The sequence below is a fragment of the Caldimonas thermodepolymerans genome (assembly GCF_015476235.1).
GTDB classification, from domain to species: Bacteria; Pseudomonadota; Gammaproteobacteria; order Burkholderiales; family Burkholderiaceae_C; genus Caldimonas; species Caldimonas thermodepolymerans.
Genome location: NZ_CP064338.1, coordinates 1750081 through 1766393, shown reverse-complemented (window position 1 = coordinate 1766393; position 16313 = coordinate 1750081). Strand labels below are relative to the sequence as shown.

Below are 16313 nucleotides of genomic sequence, written 5' to 3'. Positions count from 1 at the left end.
CGAGGCCTGGCGGCCGACCGGCCGCCGTCGCTCAAGCCTTCTGGGCAATGTCGCCTGCAATCTTCTGGGAGAAGGTGTCGAGTGACATCACACCCAGGTCTTGGTTGCCCCGGGCGCGCACCGCAACGGCTCCCGCAGCCTTCTCCTTGTCGCCAACGACAAGGATGTAGGGAACCTTCTGCAACGAGTGCTCGCGGATTTTATACGTGATTTTTTCGTTGCGCAAATCGGATTCGACTCTAAGTCCTTGTTTTTGCAGCGATTTGGCCACGTCCGTGGCGTAATCCGCCTGCGCATCGGTGATATTGAGCACCACCGCCTGCACCGGCGCGAGCCAGACCGGCAGCGCGCCGGCGTATTGCTCGATCAGGATGCCGATGAAGCGCTCCAGGCTGCCGACGATGGCGCGGTGCAGCATCACGGGCGTCTTGCGCGAGCCGTCCTCGGCCACGTATTCGGCCTCCAGGCGCTGAGGCATCGAGAAATCGACCTGGATCGTGCCGCACTGCCACTGGCGGCCCAGCGCGTCCTTGAGCGTGTACTCGATCTTCGGCCCGTAGAAGGCGCCGTCGCCCGGGGCGATGACGAAGTCGCAACCGGCGCGGCGCAGGCTCTCCATCAGCGCGTGCTCGGCCTTGTCCCAGATCTCGTCGGAGCCAATGCGCGCCTCGGGGCGCGTGGCGACCTTGTAGATGATCTCGTTGAAGCCGAAGTCCCGGTAGACCTTCTGCAGCAGCGCGGTGTAGGCCACGCACTCGTCGAGGATCTGGTCCTCGGTGCAGAAGATGTGGCCGTCGTCCTGCGTGAAGCCGCGCACCCGCATGATGCCGTGCAGGCCGCCGGTGGGCTCGTTGCGGTGGCACTGGCCGAACTCGCCGTAGCGCAGCGGCAGGTCGCGGTAGCTCTTGATGCCCTGCTTGAAGATCAGGATGTGCCCCGGGCAGTTCATCGGCTTGAGCGCGTAGTCGCGCTTCTCGCTCTCGGTGATGAACATGTTCTCCCGGTACTTGTCCCAGTGGCCGGTCTTCTCCCACAGGGTCTTGTCGAGGATCTGCGGGCCCTTGACCTCCAGGTAGCCGTTGTCGCGGTAGACCGCGCGCATGTACTGCTCGACCACCTGCCAGACCGCCCAGCCTTTGGGATGCCAGAACACCGTGCCCGGGGAATGCTCGTCGATGTGGAACAGGCCCAGCTCGCGGCCGAGCTTGCGGTGGTCGCGCTTCTCGGCCTCTTCCAGCATGTGCAGGTACTGGTTCAGCTCGTCCTTGGTGGCCCAGGCCGTGCCGTAGATGCGCTGCAGCTGTTCGTTGCGGTGGTCGCCGCGCCAGTAGGCGCCGGCCACCTTCATCAGCTTGAAGTGCTTGAGCTTGCCGGTGCTCGGCACGTGCGGGCCACGGCACAGGTCGGTGAAGTTGCCCTCGCTGTAGAGCGAGACCTCCTCGTCGGCCGGGATGCTCTGGATGATCTCGGCCTTGTAGTGTTCGCCGATGCTCTTGAAATACGCGACGGCCTCGTCGCGCGGCACGACCTTGCGCTCGACCTTCTCGTCCTTCCTGGCCAGCTCGGCCATCTTCTTCTCGATGGCCTGGAGATCTTCCGGCGTGAAGGGACGCTTGTACGAGAAGTCGTAGTAGAAGCCGTTCTCGATCACCGGGCCGATCGTGACCTGGGCCTCCGGGAACAGTTCCTTGACCGCATACGCCAGCAGGTGGGCCGTCGAGTGGCGGATCACCTCCAGCCCTTCCGGATCCCTGTCGGTCAGGATGGCCAGCGACGTGTCCTGCTCGATGCGGTAGCTGGTGTCGACCACCCGGGCCTGGTCGCCCTGCCCCACCCGTCCTGCGATGGCGGCCTTGGCCAGGCCGGGGCCGATCGAGGCGGCGACCTCCGCCACCGTCACCGGACCGGGGAACTCCCGCCGGGATCCGTCAGGCAACTGAACTGAAACCATGTGAACCTCTCAGAAGCAGCCTCCGCCGGGCTGCAGAAAACAAAAAAGCGCGGGGGTCGCCGCGCCTTGTGTCGTACAGGGAGAGAAAAGACAAGCGGAAGCCGCGGCCGACCGACTAGACCTCGATGAAGGTGGTGGTCGTAGTTCGCGGTGTCATAACCCGTCGTGCCTTTCTCGCTCTTGCTGGTTCAAGACAGCCCGATTCTACCGCAGCCCAAGCAAAAATGCCCGGCAGGTGCCGGGCCAAAGCATCGCGCGATGCAGTTGGAGCCTCACACTCACTCACACACCCTGGACGGGGCCGTGGCTCGCGACCCCGTCCCGGAGACGGTCAGCCGTGCTTCTGGTCGAAGAACTGCTCGTCTTCGGTCGAACCCTTCAGGGCCGCGGTGGACGCCTCGCGCTCGATCGTCGTGGTGACGGCGTCGAAGTAGCCGGTGCCCACCTCGCGCTGGTGCTTCACGGCGGTGAAGCCCTTCTCGGCGGCGGCGAACTCCTTCTCCTGCAGCTCGACGAAGGCGCTCATCTGGTTGCGGGCGTAGCCGTAGGCCAGCTCGAACATCGAGTAGTTCAGGCTGTGGAAGCCGGCCAGCGTGATGAACTGGAACTTGTAGCCCATCGCGCCCAGCTCGCGCTGGAACTTGGCGATGGTGGCGTCGTCCAGGTTCTTCTTCCAGTTGAACGACGGCGAGCAGTTGTAGGCCAGCAGCTTGCCCGGGAACTTGGCGTGGATGGCCTCGGCGAACTTCTTCGCGTAGACCAGATCCGGCTTGCCGGTCTCGCACCAGATCATGTCGGCGTACGGGGCGTAGGCCAGGCCGCGGCTGACGGCCTGCTCCAGGCCCGGCTTGGTGCGGAAGAAGCCTTCCACGGTGCGCTCGCCGGTGCAGAACGGCTTGTCGTTGTCGTCGATGTCGCTGGTGATCAGGTCGGCCGCCTCCGCATCGGTACGGGCGATCAGCACGGTGGGCACGCCCAGCACGTCGGCCGCCAGGCGCGCGGCGATCAGCTTGGACACGGCCTCGCGGGTGGGCACCAGCACCTTGCCGCCCATGTGGCCGCACTTCTTGACGGAGGCCAGCTGGTCCTCGAAGTGCACGCCCGCGGCACCCGCCTCGATCATGGCCTTCATCAGCTCGAAGGCGTTGAGCACGCCGCCGAAGCCAGCCTCGGCGTCCGCGACGATGGGCGCGAAGAAGTCGATGTCGTTCTTGCCTTCGGACCACTGGATCTGGTCGGCGCGCATCAGGGTGTTGTTGATGCGGCGCACCACGGCCGGCACCGAGTTGGCCGGGTACAGCGACTGGTCGGGGTACATCTCGCCGGCCAGGTTGGCGTCACCGGCGACCTGCCAGCCCGACAGGTAGATGGCCTTCAGGCCGGCCTTGACCTGCTGCATGGCCTGGTTGCCGGTCAGCGCGCCCAGCGCGTTGACGAAGGGTTCGGTGTTCACCAGGTTCCACAGCTTCTCGGCGCCGCGCCGGGCCAGGGTGTGCTCGATCTGGATGGAACCGCGCAGGCGCACCACGTCGGCGGCGGTGTAGGTGCGCTTGATCCCCTTCCAGCGGGGGTTCTCGGCCCAGTCCTTCTCGAGGGCAGCGGCTTGCTGTTCGCGGGTCAGGTTCGTCATCAGGGACCTCCAATCGACAAGACGAAAAACGCAGTGAAGTTGGAGCAAAGCTTACGAACCGACCGCCGCTTTGGGCGGCCTTATGTCTTATACAAGACCAAAAAATTTTCTCCGAAAAATCAATGGGTTAAGTCACTCGTTCCGCGATACGCAACGCTTTTTCCCACAATGAAAGAAATTGCGGCGGCGCAGCATGAAGCGATTCCACGATGCGGAACCGAACTTTCAAAATACGGAAAAACCGCCCTCGCAGGGCCCCGCAACACCGTCCCGGCGTGCCTTCACGCCCCCAGGGGACCTCAGACCGGCAGGGCCGTGGTGCGCTTGACCGCGCGCAGCACCAGCATCGAATTCAGCCGCACCACGCCCGGCAGGCGCGACAGCACCTCGGCGTGGAAGCGCTCCAGGTCGTCCGCGTCGCGGTAGCTGAAGCGCAGCAGGTAGTCGTTGCCGCCGGCCACGTAATAGCAATCCAGGATGCGCGGCTCGTCGCGCACCGCCTGCTCGAAGGCGCGCAGGGCCTCGGGCGTGGTGCGCTCGACGTTCACCACGGTGAACGAGACGCCGGGCTGGCCGACGGACTTGGCGTTGAGCAGCGCCACGTAGCGCTCGATGACGCCGCCGTCCTCGAGCAGCTTGACCCGCCGCAGGCAGGCCGACGGGGACAGGTGCACGCGCTGCGCCAGCTCGACGTTGGACAGCCGCCCGTCCTGCTGCAGCTCGTTCAGGATCGCCCGGTCGATCGCATCCAGCTCCACGTCGGCCTTCGGATTTCGCATTTCGTTCTCTTTGCCAGCTTGTGCTTCGCATCTTATGCCAATGATGCGGGCAGCTGCCCCATCAGTGCGCAACCCTATTGCGCCCCCGCAGGTCTAGACTGATCCTGCACAGCGGGACGGGCCCGTGGCCGCGTCCTTTCCTTCCACTCCTCGCTCCAGCCCGCCATGTACCAAGACCTCGACGCCTACTGGATGCCGTTCACGGCCAACCGCCAGTTCAAGAAGTCGCCGCGCCTGTTGGCGCGCGCCGAAGGCATGCACTTCTGGACGCCCGACGGCCGGCAGGTGCTCGACGGCATCGCCGGGCTGTGGTGCGTCAACGCCGGCCACGCGCGACCGAAGATCGTCGAGGCGATCCGCCAGCAGGCCGGCGAGCTGGACTACGCGCCGCCGTTCCAGATGGGCCACCCGAAGGCCTTCGAGCTGGCCGAGCGGCTGGTGAAACTGACGCCGCCGGGGCTGGACAAGGTCTTCTACACGAACTCGGGCTCCGAGTCGGTCGAGACCGCGCTCAAGATGGCCATTGCCTACCACCGCGTGCGCGGCGAGGGCCAGCGCACCCGCCTGATCGGGCGCGAGCGCGGCTACCACGGGGTCAACTTCGGTGGCATCTCGGTCGGCGGCATCGTCGCCAACCGCAAGATGTTCGGCACGCTGCTGGCCGGCGTCGACCACATCCGCCACACCCACGACCTGCAGCGCAACGCCTTCTCGCGCGGCCAGCCGGAGTACGGCGCGGAGTTCGCCGACGACCTCGAGCGCGTCATCGCGCTGCACGACGCCTCGACGATCGCCGCGGTGATCGTCGAGCCGGTGGCGGGCTCCACCGGCGTGCTGGTGCCGCCCAAGGGCTACCTGCAGCGGCTGCGCGAGATCTGCGACAAGCACGGCATCCTGCTGATCTTCGACGAGGTCATCACCGGCTTCGGGCGGCTCGGCGCGCCGTTCGCCGCGTCGCACTTCGGCGTGACGCCGGACCTGATGACGGTGGCCAAGGGCATCACCAACGGCTGCGTGCCGATGGGCGCGGTGTTCGTGAAGCAGGAGATCCACGACGCCTTCATGAACGGGCCGGAGCACCTGATCGAGTTCTTCCACGGCTACACCTACTCGGCCCACCCGCTGGCCTGCGCGGCGGCACTCGGCACGCTGGACACCTACGAGGAAGAACAGCTGCTCACGCGCGGCCAGGGCGAGCTGGCCGAGTACTTCGCCGATGCGGTGCACTCGCTCAAGGGCCTGCCGCACGTGATCGACGTGCGCAACATCGGCCTGGTGGGCGGCATCGAGCTCGAGCCGCTGCCGGGCGAGCCGGGCAAGCGGGCGTTCTCGGTGTTCCTCGACTGCTGGGAGCGCGGCGTGCTGATCCGCGTCACCGGCGACATCATCGCGCTGTCGCCGCCGCTGATCATCGAGAAGAGCCACATCGACCAGATCGTCGGCACCCTGGCCGACGCGCTGAAGCGCGCCGCCTGAGCCCAGGCACGCGCCCGCGGTGCGGCGGCCCCGCGATGACGGCCGCCGCGCCGGCGTCCCGCACGATCCGCGCAATTTCGGCATGATGCACGGCGGCCCCCACCGGGTGCCGCCGTCGTGTTTCATTGTCTGCCCGAGTCGAGCCCTTGCAGTCCCGTCCACCCGCCCTCGCCTACGCCTGCCTCGCCCTGAGCATGACCCTGGTCGGCAGCTACGTCGCGCTGTCCAAGGTGCTGGTCGCACTGTTTCCCGTGATGCTGCTCGGCTGGCTGCGCTTCGGCATCGCTGCCGTCGCGATGGCCGGCTGGGTCCGGCGCCAGCCGGGCGAGGCGCCGCTGCGCCCGCACGACCGCCGGCTGCTGTTCTGGGAATCGTTCTTCGGCAACTTCCTGTTCTCGGTGTGCATGCTGTTCGGGGTGTCGCTCACCTCCGCGCTCGCGGCCGGGGTCATCATGGCCGCGATTCCTGCCGCCGTGGCGGTGCTGTCCTGGCTGGTGCTGCGCGAGCGCATCTCCCCGCGCGTGAAGCTGGGCATCGCCTGCGCGGTGGGCGGCATCGCGCTGCTGTCGGCCGCCAAGTCCTGGAACGACGACAGCGGCAGCGCCGGCGGGCTGAAGGCCCTGCTCGGCAACCTGCTGCTGTTTGCCGCCGTCTGCTGCGAAGCCAGCTACGTGGTGATCGGCAAGAAGCTGACCGCCAACGTCTCGGCCAAGCGCATCAGCGCGCTGGTGAACCTGTGGGGCTGGGTGCTGATGACGCCGTTCGGGCTGTACCTGGCCGCGCAGTTCGACTTCTCCGCCATCGGTGCCGGGCACTGGGTCCTGCTGGTGTTCTACTCGCTGGCCGCGAGCATGATCACCGTCTGGCTGTGGATGAGTGCGCTGCGCCACGTGCCCGCGGCCCGGGCCGGCGTGTTCACCGTGATGCTGCCGGTCAGCGCCGCGGCGGTGGGCGTGATCTTCCTGGGCGAGCAGTTCAGCCTCGCCCACGCGGCCGCCTTCGTGCTGGCCTTGACCGGGGTGATGCTGGCCACGTGGCCCGAGCGCCCGCGGGCCTGAACCTCACGCTGCGTGCAGCGCCGGGCGCAGGGCCTGCAGCGCCAGGCCGTGCACCTTGCGCGGCGGCTCGCCCTTGAGCCGGTGGTCCGACCACACCTGCCGCCACTTGCGCGCGCCGGGCAGGCCGTTGCGCAGGCCCAGCACGTGGCGCATCACGTGCGGCCAGGGGATGCCCTGCGCGGCCATGCGCTCGCAGTAGCGCACCATGGCCTCTTCCACCGCGTCGCGGTCGGGCACCGCGTGCGCGTCGCCGAAGAAGCGCGCGTCCCAGCCGGCCATCGCGTAAGGGTTGTGGTAGGCCTCGCGGCCGACCATCACGCCGTCGAGCAGTTGCAGCTGCTCCTCGATCTGCGCGTCGGCGGTGATGCCGCCGTTGAGCGCGATGGTCAGCTGCGGGAACTCGCGCTTGAGCCGATGCACCAGCTCGTAGCGCAGCGGCGGCACCTCGCGGTTTTCCTTCGGGCTCAGCCCCTGCAGCCAGGCGTTGCGGGCGTGCACGATGAACACCTCGCAGCCGGCCTCGGCCACCGTGCCGACGAAGTCGCGCACGAACTCGTAGCTTTCGATGCGGTCGATGCCGATGCGGTGCTTGACCGTCACCGGGAGGTCCACCGCGTCGCGCATCGCCTTGACGCAGTCCGCGACCAGCCGTGGCTCGGCCATCAGGCAGGCCCCGAAGGCGCCGCGCTGCACCCGCTCGCTGGGGCAGCCACAGTTGAGGTTGACCTCGTCGTAGCCCCATTGCTGCGCCAGCTTCGCGCAGGCGGCCAGGTCCTCGGGCTCGCTGCCGCCCAGCTGCAGCGCCACCGGGTGTTCTTCCTCGTTGAAGTCGAGGTGGCGCGCCACGTCCCCGTGCAGCAGCGCGCCGGTGGTCACCATCTCGGTGTACAGGCGCGTGTGCCGGGTCAGCAGCCGGTGGAAGTAGCGGCAGTGCCGGTCCGTCCAGTCCAGCATCGGGGCCACGGACAGGCGCCACGGGGAAGACGAGGTCGGGGTCATCGAAGTGTCAGGCCAGGTCGCGCAGCGGATGGGCGTGGCGCGGCCAGGGGCTGCGGAAGAACTGCTGGACCATCTCGGGCGTCACGGCCTCGACGCTGGCCGGGTTCCAGCGCGGCTGGTGGTCCTTGTCGACCGCCAGCGCACGGATGCCCTCGACCGTCTCGCTGGCCGCCCCCGGGCGCAGCGCGAAGCAGTTGCGCACCAGGTCGCGCTCCATGCGCAGGTCGTCTGCCAGGCTCATCGAGCGCGCGCGGCGGACCTGTTCCAGCGTCACGCACATCATCAGCGGCGAGCGCTTGCGCAGTGCGGCGAGCGTCTCCTGCGCCCAGGCGCTGTCGTCCAGCTGCAGCGAGGCCATGATCGCGGCCACGTCGGGCGCGGCGAAATGGCGGTCGATGGCGGCCCGCTGCGCGGCCAGCACCGGCGCCGGTGCAGACTGCAGGCGCCCGCGCAGGTCGCGCAGCACGTCGGCGTCGCTGGCATGGCCGGCGGCGATGGCCGCCTCGAAGGACCCGAGCGCGTCCGAAGGCGCGTAGCCGTCGGCCAGCCCCCAGGCGATCGCGTCGCCCGCGCCGATCACCTGCCCGGTCAGCGCCAGGTACTCGCCCACGTGCCCCGGGCAGCGCGACAGGAACCAGCCGCCGCCCACGTCGGGGAACAGCCCGATGTTGGTCTCGGGCATGGCCATCTTCGTGCGCTCGGTGACGATGCGCAGCCTCGCCCCCTGGCTGATGCCCATGCCGCCGCCCATCACGATGCCGTCCATCCAGGCGATGTAGGGCTTGGGATAGGTGTGGATCAGGTGGTTGAGCGCGTATTCCTCGGTGAAGAAGTCGTCCAGCTGCGGGTTGCCGGCCAGCGCCGCCTGGTGGAAGAAGCGGATGTCGCCGCCCGCGCAGAACGCCACGCTCTTGCCCTCCTGGAGCGCGCTGCGCACGAACACGGCCTTGACTGCCGGGTCGTCGCGCCAGGCGCGCAGGATCGCGGTGAGGTCGCGGATCATCGCCAGCGACAGGGCGTGCAGCGCCTGCGCCCGGTTCAGGGTGATGACGCCGACGTCGCCCGCGAGGTGGTACAGCACGTGGCCGCCGGAGTGGAGCGTGATCGTGGAAGTCTCCTTCATCGTGTGGTCGCCTTCTCTGGTATGTCCTGATCCCGCGATGCTAGCGCCCCTGGCGCACCCGGCGCAGGCCCAGGGCTTCGTTGCCGGCCAGCGCCAGCAGCACCAGCGCGCCACCGCAGAGCACGTGCACGTTCGGCGCCTCGCCCGCACCCAGCCAGGCCCAGGCCACGCCGAACACCACCTCGAGCAGCCCGAGCAGTGCCACCTCCGCGGCCGGCAGCACCCGCGCCAGCCGCACGGCCAGCAGGCACGGGATGGCGAGCTGGAACACGCCCAGCACGGCCAGCCACCCGAGGTCGTGCCCCGAGGCCTGCAGCGGCCAGGCCAGCGGCAGCGACACCAGCGACGACAGCAGCGCGCCGATCAGCACGGCAGGCAGCATGTCCTGGGCAGCGGCGCCGGTGCGGGGCTGGCCGCTGCGCTGGATCACGGTCCAGTTGACCGCCGCGGCCAGCGGCACGCCCAGGGCCACCAGGGTGCCGGCCAGGTGCCGCGCGTCGGCACCGCTGACCTCGCTGCCGTACATCCACGCGATGCCGGTGCCGGCCAGTGCGATGGCCACCCAGGTGCGCGAGGGCAGCCGCTGCCCCAGCGCCAGGCGCGCCACCAGCGCGGTGACCAGCGGCGCCAGCGCCATCGTCACCAGCACGTTGGCCACCGTGGTGAGCGTCAGCGCGACCATGAAGCAGGTGTACATGATCGACCACATGACGCCGGAGACCCACAGCGGCCAGCCGCCTTGCGCGAGCGCCTGCCACAGCGCGCGACCGCGCCACAGGCTCAATGCCAGGGTCAGGAACGCGGCGTTGAAGGCGCTGCGCCAGAAGGTCACTTCGAAGGCCCGCGCCGCCTCGAGGTGGCGCGTCACCACCCCGGCGATGCTCCACATCAGCGTGACGACCACCATCAACGCCGCAGCACGTGTATGCGACATGCGTGTCCCCAGGGGGCGGGGCCCCCTTCCCCGTTGAACCGCGGGAAACGCGGCCTGCTCAGGCCGCTTCGCGCTGGGCGCGCCGGCGCTCGTGCTCCTTCAGGAAACGCTTGCGCAGGCGGATGGACTTGGGCGTGATCTCGACCAGCTCGTCGTCCTCGATGAACTCGACCGCGTATTCGAGCGTCAGCTCGATCGGCGGGGTCAGCTTGATCGCCTCGTCCTTGCCGGAGGCCCGGAAGTTGGTCAGCTGCTTGGTGCGCACCGCGTTGACGACCAGGTCGTTCTCGCGGCTGTGGATGCCGACGATCATGCCCTCGTAGACCGGGTCGCCCGGCTTGACGAACATGCGGCCGCGGTCGTCCAGCTTGCCGAGCGCGTAGGTGACGATCTCGCCGTCTTCCTGGCTGACCAGCACGCCGTTCTTGCGGCTCTCGATCTCGCCCTTGTAGGGCTCGTAGCCGTCGAAGATGTTGCTCATCAGGCCGGTGCCGCGGGTCAGGTTCAGGAACTCGTTCTGGAAACCGATCAGGCCGCGCGCCGGTATGCGGTATTCCAGCCGCACGCGGCCGGTGCCGTCCGGTTCCATGTTGACCAGCTCGCCGCGGCGCAGGCCCAGCGCCTGCATCACGCCGCCCTGGTGCTGTTCCTCGATGTCCACCGTCAGCAGCTCGATCGGCTCGCAGCGCTGGCCATCGATCTCCTGGAACACGACGCGCGGCTTCGAGACCGCCAGCTCGTAGCCCTCGCGGCGCATGTTCTCGAGCAGGATGGTCAGGTGCAGTTCACCACGGCCCGAGACCTCGAACACACCGTCCTCGGCCGTCTCGCGCACGCGCAGCGCGACGTTGGACTGCAGTTCCTTCTGCAGGCGATCCCAGATCTGGCGGCTGGTGACGTACTTGCCTTCGCGGCCGGCCAGCGGCGAGGTGTTGACGCAGAAGTTCATCGTCAGCGTCGGCTCGTCGATCTTGAGCATCGGCAGCGGCTGCGGGTTCTGCGGGTCGGTCACGGTCACGCCGATGCCGATGTCCTCGATGCCGTTGATCAGGACGATGTCGCCCGGCCCGGCCGATTCGGCCTGGCGGCGCTCCAGGCCCTCGAACTTGAGCACCTGGTTGATGCGGCCCTTGTAGGACTTGCCGTCCGGGCCTTCCATCACCAGCACTTCCATGCCCGGGCGGATCGTGCCCGAGTTGACGCGGCCCACGCCGATGCGGCCGACGTAGGTGGAGTAGTCCAGCGAGGAGATCTGCAGCTGCAGCGGCGCGTCCGGATCGCCCTCGTGGATCGGCACGTGCTTGAGGATCGTGTCGAACAGCGGGCTGAGGTCCTGGCCCCAGCGCTGGCCGGGCTCGCCCTCTTCCAGCGATGCCCAGCCGTTCAGGCCCGAGGCGTAGACCACCGGGAAGTCCAGCTGCTCCTCGGTGGCGCCGAGCTTGTCGAACAGCTCGAACGCGGCGTTGATCACGTAGTCGGGGCGCGCGCCGGGCTTGTCGACCTTGTTGACCACGACGATGGGCTTGAGCCCCAGCGCCAGCGCCTTCTTGGTCACGAAGCGGGTCTGCGGCATCGGGCCTTCCTGCGCATCGATCAGCAGCACCACGCCGTCGACCATGGACAGCGCGCGCTCGACCTCGCCGCCGAAGTCGGCGTGCCCCGGGGTGTCGACGATGTTGATGTGGGTGCCCTGCCAGCTGACCGCGCAGTTCTTGGCCAGGATGGTGATCCCGCGCTCGCGCTCCAGATCGTTGCTGTCCATCACACGTTCGCTGACCTGCTGGTTCTCGCGGAAGGTGCCGGACTGGCGCAGCAACTGGTCCACCAGCGTGGTCTTGCCATGGTCGACGTGGGCGATGATGGCGATGTTGCGAATTTGCTTGCTCATGATGGGTGTCGATGCTTGGATGCTTGAGCGTTCAGAAGTCCTTCGACCTCCAGCGGGCTCAACAGCCGCGTTGAAATCAGTTCGCCGCCCCGGATGCGGGCGCTGCCGAGGAAGGCCCCCGGCTGCGGGCCGTAGACGCGCACCTGCGGCGCATCGGGCAGCGCCACGCGTCGCCGCATGCCGCTGAGGAAGCGCCCGGCGTCCTCGGCCTCCAGCCGCACGACGGGCCAGTCGGCCAGCAGCTCGTCGACGGGACGCAGCAGCCGGTCGCGGCCGGCCTCGTCCATCGCCTCCAGCTGCTCCAGCGTGACGGCGCCTTCCAGGGTCAGCGGGCCGGTGCCGGTGCGCCGCAGCGCGACGAGGTGCGCGCCGCAGCCCAGCGCCTCGCCGATGTCCTCGGCCAGCGTGCGCACGTAGGTGCCCTTGCTGCAGCGCACCTCGATCTCCACCTCGTCGCCCCGGAAATCCAGCACGTCGATGCGGTGGATCGTGACCCGCCGCGGCTCGCGCTCGACCTCGATGCCGGCACGCGCGTACTCGTACAGCGCCTTGCCGTCGCGCTTGAGCGCCGAGTACATCGGCGGCACCTGGTCGATCTCGCCGGTGAAGCGCGCGCAGGCGGTGAGCACCTGCTCGCGCGTCACCTGCACGGGGCGCTCGGCCAGCACCTCGCCTTCGGCATCGCCGGTGGTCGTGCGCACGCCCAGCCGCAGGCGCGCGCGGTAGGTCTTGTCGGCCTCGAGGCTGACCTGCGAGAACTTGGTCGCCGCGCCGAAGCACAGCGGCAGCAGCCCGGTGGCCAGCGGATCCAGCGTGCCGGTGTGGCCGGCCTTCTCGGCACGGTACAGCCGCCTGGCCTTCTGCAGCGCGTCGTTGCTGCTCAGGCCCAGCGGCTTGTCGAGCAGCAGCACGCCATGGACGGCACGGCGCGGCAGTCGTGGCCGCGTGCCCTGGGCAGTCGTCGTCGTGGCGTCCATGGTCGCTGCGCCCTCATTCCTTCGCGCGGGTGGAGTTGGCAAGGTTGATCAGTGCGTTGAGGTCCGCGGCGCGCTCGGTGGTGCGGTCGAACACGAAGTGCAGCGTCGGCACGGTGTGGATCTGCAGCCGCTTGAACAGGCCGTTGCGGATGTAGCCGGCCGCCTCGTTCAGCGCCAGCTCGCACTCCTGCGGGTCGCCGACCAGCAGGGAGAAGTACACCTTCGCATGTGCATAGTCGGGCGTGACCTCGACGGCGTTGATCGTGACCATGCCGATGCGCGGGTCCTTGAGCTCGCGGATCAGCTCGGAGACGTCGCGCTGGATCTGGTCGGCGATGCGATAGCTGCGATTGGGGATGGATTTCCTGTGTCTCATCGTGGACCTCCAAACGTGAAGCCCCGCACGGGCGGGGCTTCGAGGCGAGACGCACGCAAACTCGAGGACCGGCGCGGACTGCCGCGGGATCGTCGCGCCGCCGGCCCCGTCGTGACGGACGGCGGCGCGCACCGCGGAAGCCTCATGCTCACAGCGTCCGTGCGATTTCCTTGATCTCGAAGAACTCCAGCTGGTCGCCTTCGGCGATGTCGTTGTAGTTGCGGATGTTCAGGCCGCACTCGAAGCCTTCCTTGACCTCCTTGACGTCGTCCTTGAAGCGCTTGAGCGACTCGAGCTCGCCGGTGTGGATCACGACGTTGTCGCGCAGCACGCGCAGGCGCGCGTTGCGGCGGATCACGCCGGAAGTGACCATGCAGCCCGCGATCGCGCCGATCTTCGAGGCACGGAACACCTGGCGGATCTCGGCGGTACCGATGATCTCTTCCTTCTGCTCGGGCGCCAGCAGGCCGGACATCGCCGCCTTGATCTCATCCACCGCGTCGTAGATGATGTTGTAGTAGCGGATGTCCACGCCGTTGTGCTCGGCCAGCTTGCGCGCGCCGGCATCGGCACGCACGTTGAAGCCGATGATCACGGCCTTGGACGCCAGCGCCAGGTTGACGTCGCTCTCGCTGATGCCACCCACGGCCGCGTGCACGATCTGCACCTTGACCTCGTCGGTGGACAGCTTGAGCAGCGAGGCCGCCAGCGCTTCCTGCGAGCCCTGCACGTCGGCCTTGATGATGAGCGGCAGGGTCTGCACCGTGCCGGAGCCCATCTGCTCGAACATGTTCTCGAGCTTGGCGGCCTGCTGGCGGGCCAGCTTGACGTCGCGGTACTTGCCCTGGCGGAAGGTCGCGATCTCGCGCGCGCGGCGCTCGTCGTTGAGCACCATGAACTCGTCGCCGGCCTGCGGCACCTCGGTCAGGCCCTGGATCTCCACCGGGATGGACGGGCCCGCCTCCTGGGTGGGCTTGCCGTTCTCGTCGACCATCGCACGCACGCGGCCGTAGCTCGAGCCGGCCAGCACCACGTCGCCGCGCTTGAGCGTGCCCGACTGCACCAGCACGGTCGCCACCGGACCGCGGCCCTTGTCGAGCTTGGCCTCGATCACCAGGCCCTTGGCCGGCGCGTCCTTCGGCGCCTTCAGCTCCAGGATCTCGGCCTGCAGCAGCACGTTCTCGAGCAGCTCGTCGATGCCTTCGCCGGTCTTGGCCGACACGGGCACGAACGGCGAGTCGCCACCGTACTCTTCCGGCACGACTTCCTCGCCCACCAGCTCCTGCTTGACGCGATCGGGGTTGGCCTCGGGCTTGTCGATCTTGTTGATCGCGACCACGATCGGCACCCCCGCCGCCTTGGCGTGGTGGATGGCTTCCTTGGTCTGCGGCATCACGCCGTCGTCGGCCGCCACCACCAGGATGACGATGTCGGTGGCCTTCGCACCGCGCGCCCGCATGGCCGTGAAGGCCTCGTGACCCGGGGTGTCGAGGAAGGTGATCATGCCGCGCGGCGTGTTCACGTGATAGGCGCCGATGTGCTGCGTGATCCCGCCCGCTTCACCCGCGGCCACGCGCGAGCGGCGGATGTAGTCCAGCAGCGAGGTCTTGCCGTGGTCGACGTGGCCCATGACGGTGACCACCGGGGCGCGCGGCAGCAGCTCGTACTGCTGCGCCGCGGCGTCTTCCTGCAGGAAGGCCTCGGGATCGTCCAGCTTGGCGGCAAACGCCTTGTGGCCCATTTCCTCGACCACGATCATGGCCGTTTCCTGGTCCAGCTGCTGGTTGATGGTGACCATCTGGCCCAGCTTCATCAGCTGCTTGATGACCTCGGAGGCCTTGACCGACATCTTGTGCGCCAGATCGGCCACGCTGATGGTCTCGGGCACGTGCACCTCGTACACCTGCGGCTCGACCGGCGGCGTGAAGCTGGACGAACCCTCGCCACGCTCGCCGCGGCGGCCGCCACCCTTGACCGGTGCGCGCCAGCCGGTGCGCCCGCCGGAGGCGTCGCCACGGGTCTTGAGCGCACGCTTCTTGGCCGCGTCGTCGGCCCAGCTGGACGACAGCTTCTCGGACTTGACCGACTTCTTGTCGCCCGGCTTGCCGCCCGCAGGCGCCGGCGCACTGGCCGGGGTGGCCCCCGCCTTGGGCTTGTGGATGGTGCCCTTGATGCCGTTCTTGCCGGCATCGGCGGTCTTCGGCTTCTCTTCCTCGGGCTTCTTGGCCGTCAGCACCCGGCGGGGCGCCGCCATCATCGCGCGGATCGCCGCGGCCTCGGCTTCGGCCGCCTTGCGGCGCCGCTCCAGGTCCGCCAGGCGGGCCTTCTCCTCGGCCTCGAGGTCGGCCGCGCGCACCACGCGCACGCCGGGCTTGGCCGGCTCGGCCGCCGGGGCCGGTGCAGGCGCGGGGGCCGGGGCGGCAGGCGCGGCTTCCGCCGCAGGCGCCGGGGCAGGCGTGGATCCGGCCTGTTGCGCGGCGGCAGCGGCCTCCTGGGCCTTGCGCGCTTCCTCGGCGGCACGCGCGGCGGCTTCGGCGGCAGCGCGCTCCTGCTCCTCGCGGGCGCGGGCCGCGGCTTCGGCCGCCTCGCGCTCGCGGCGTTCCTGTTCCTCGCGCTCGCGACGCTTCTCGGCCAGTTCGGCCTCCTGGCGGCGCAGCAGCTCGGCCTGGCGATTGGCCTCTTCCTCGCGGCGCTGCAGTTCGGCCGCGTCGACCACCGGGGCCTTGGGCGCGGACGCGTCCGCCGCGGCCGGCGCAGGCACCGGGTCGTCGCGCTTGACGAACACCCGCTTCTTGCGGACTTCAACCTGGATCGTGCGTGCCTTGCCCGAGGAGTCGGCCTGTTTGATCTCGGTGGTGGATTTCTTGGTCAGGGTGATCTTCTTGCGTTCGGTACCGGCAGTGCCGTGCGACGAGCGCAGGAACTCCAGCAGACGTTCCTTGTCTGCCTCGGTCAGCGAGTCCTCCGGCGAAGCCTTCGCAACCCCTGCGGCTTTGAGCTGCTCGAGCAGCGCCGTCGCGGGGCGGTTCAGCTCCGAGGCGAACTGTGCGACTGTGGTAACGGCCATTGTGTGTGTCCTTGGGCAGAGCGAGTTCAGTGGGTGGCAGACAGCGCGATGGGCA

General features: G+C 68.6%; 12 protein-coding genes. 2 read left to right on the top strand and 10 right to left on the bottom strand.

Features of this window, described 5'->3' with window-relative positions:
* Nucleotides 1–31 precede the first annotated feature (31 nt).
* The 3 genes from thrS to IS481_RS08265 all read right to left on the bottom strand — a co-directional run bounded on the left by thrS (nucleotide 32) and on the right by IS481_RS08265 (nucleotide 4360).
* Nucleotides 32–1951, bottom strand: a complete 1920-nt coding sequence (gene thrS, locus IS481_RS08275; RefSeq protein WP_104356593.1) for a threonine--tRNA ligase — start codon at nucleotides 1949–1951, stop codon at nucleotides 32–34.
* Between the two features lie 331 nt (nucleotides 1952–2282).
* A complete protein-coding gene (aceA, locus tag IS481_RS08270; protein WP_104356639.1) occupies nucleotides 2283–3572 on the bottom strand; it encodes an isocitrate lyase in 1290 nt (429 codons plus the stop codon).
* Between the two features lie 308 nt (nucleotides 3573–3880).
* Nucleotides 3881–4360: an Lrp/AsnC family transcriptional regulator gene (locus IS481_RS08265; RefSeq protein WP_104356592.1), complete on the bottom strand. Its 480-nt coding sequence runs from the start codon at nucleotides 4358–4360 to the stop codon at nucleotides 3881–3883.
* Between the two features lie 165 nt (nucleotides 4361–4525).
* On the opposite strand from IS481_RS08265, the gene aptA reads away from it, so the two are divergent.
* Together aptA and IS481_RS08255 are read left to right on the top strand one after the other, a co-directional pair.
* Complete coding sequence (gene aptA / locus IS481_RS08260; protein ID WP_104356591.1) at nucleotides 4526–5836, top strand: omega-aminotransferase AptA; 1311 nt, start codon at nucleotides 4526–4528, stop codon at nucleotides 5834–5836.
* Between the two features lie 146 nt (nucleotides 5837–5982).
* Nucleotides 5983–6894 (top strand): DMT family transporter, encoded by a 912-nt coding sequence (locus IS481_RS08255; RefSeq protein ID WP_419186822.1) that lies wholly within the window; start codon nucleotides 5983–5985, stop codon nucleotides 6892–6894.
* A 3-nt stretch (nucleotides 6895–6897) separates the two neighbouring features.
* Here the strand turns inward: IS481_RS08255 and dusA are convergent, their stop codons facing one another.
* The 7 genes from dusA to infB all read right to left on the bottom strand — a co-directional run bounded on the left by dusA (nucleotide 6898) and on the right by infB (nucleotide 16258).
* The gene (gene dusA, locus IS481_RS08250; RefSeq protein ID WP_104356589.1) at nucleotides 6898–7893 is read right to left on the bottom strand and encodes a tRNA dihydrouridine(20/20a) synthase DusA; all 996 of its coding nucleotides are present in this window, start codon (nucleotides 7891–7893) and stop codon (nucleotides 6898–6900) included.
* A gap of 7 nt (nucleotides 7894–7900) precedes the next feature.
* Nucleotides 7901–9016, bottom strand: coding sequence for an enoyl-CoA hydratase/isomerase family protein (locus IS481_RS08245; RefSeq protein WP_104356588.1), 1116 nt, complete (start codon nucleotides 9014–9016; stop codon nucleotides 7901–7903).
* A 40-nt stretch (nucleotides 9017–9056) separates the two neighbouring features.
* Complete coding sequence (locus IS481_RS08240) at nucleotides 9057–9950, bottom strand: DMT family transporter (RefSeq protein WP_104356587.1); 894 nt, start codon at nucleotides 9948–9950, stop codon at nucleotides 9057–9059.
* 58 nt (nucleotides 9951–10008) lie between these two features.
* Nucleotides 10009–11838: a translational GTPase TypA gene (gene typA, locus IS481_RS08235; protein ID WP_104356586.1), complete on the bottom strand. Its 1830-nt coding sequence runs from the start codon at nucleotides 11836–11838 to the stop codon at nucleotides 10009–10011.
* Entirely contained in the window at nucleotides 11835–12815 is a 981-nt protein-coding gene (gene truB, locus IS481_RS08230; RefSeq protein WP_104356585.1) for a tRNA pseudouridine(55) synthase TruB, read from the bottom strand. Before truB ends, typA begins: the two co-directional genes overlap by 4 nt.
* A 13-nt stretch (nucleotides 12816–12828) precedes the next feature.
* Nucleotides 12829–13191 (bottom strand): 30S ribosome-binding factor RbfA, encoded by a 363-nt coding sequence (rbfA, locus tag IS481_RS08225; protein WP_104356584.1) that lies wholly within the window; start codon nucleotides 13189–13191, stop codon nucleotides 12829–12831.
* A gap of 148 nt (nucleotides 13192–13339) precedes the next feature.
* Complete coding sequence (gene infB / locus IS481_RS08220) at nucleotides 13340–16258, bottom strand: translation initiation factor IF-2 (RefSeq protein WP_104356583.1); 2919 nt, start codon at nucleotides 16256–16258, stop codon at nucleotides 13340–13342.
* Between the last annotated feature and the right edge of the window lie 55 nt (nucleotides 16259–16313).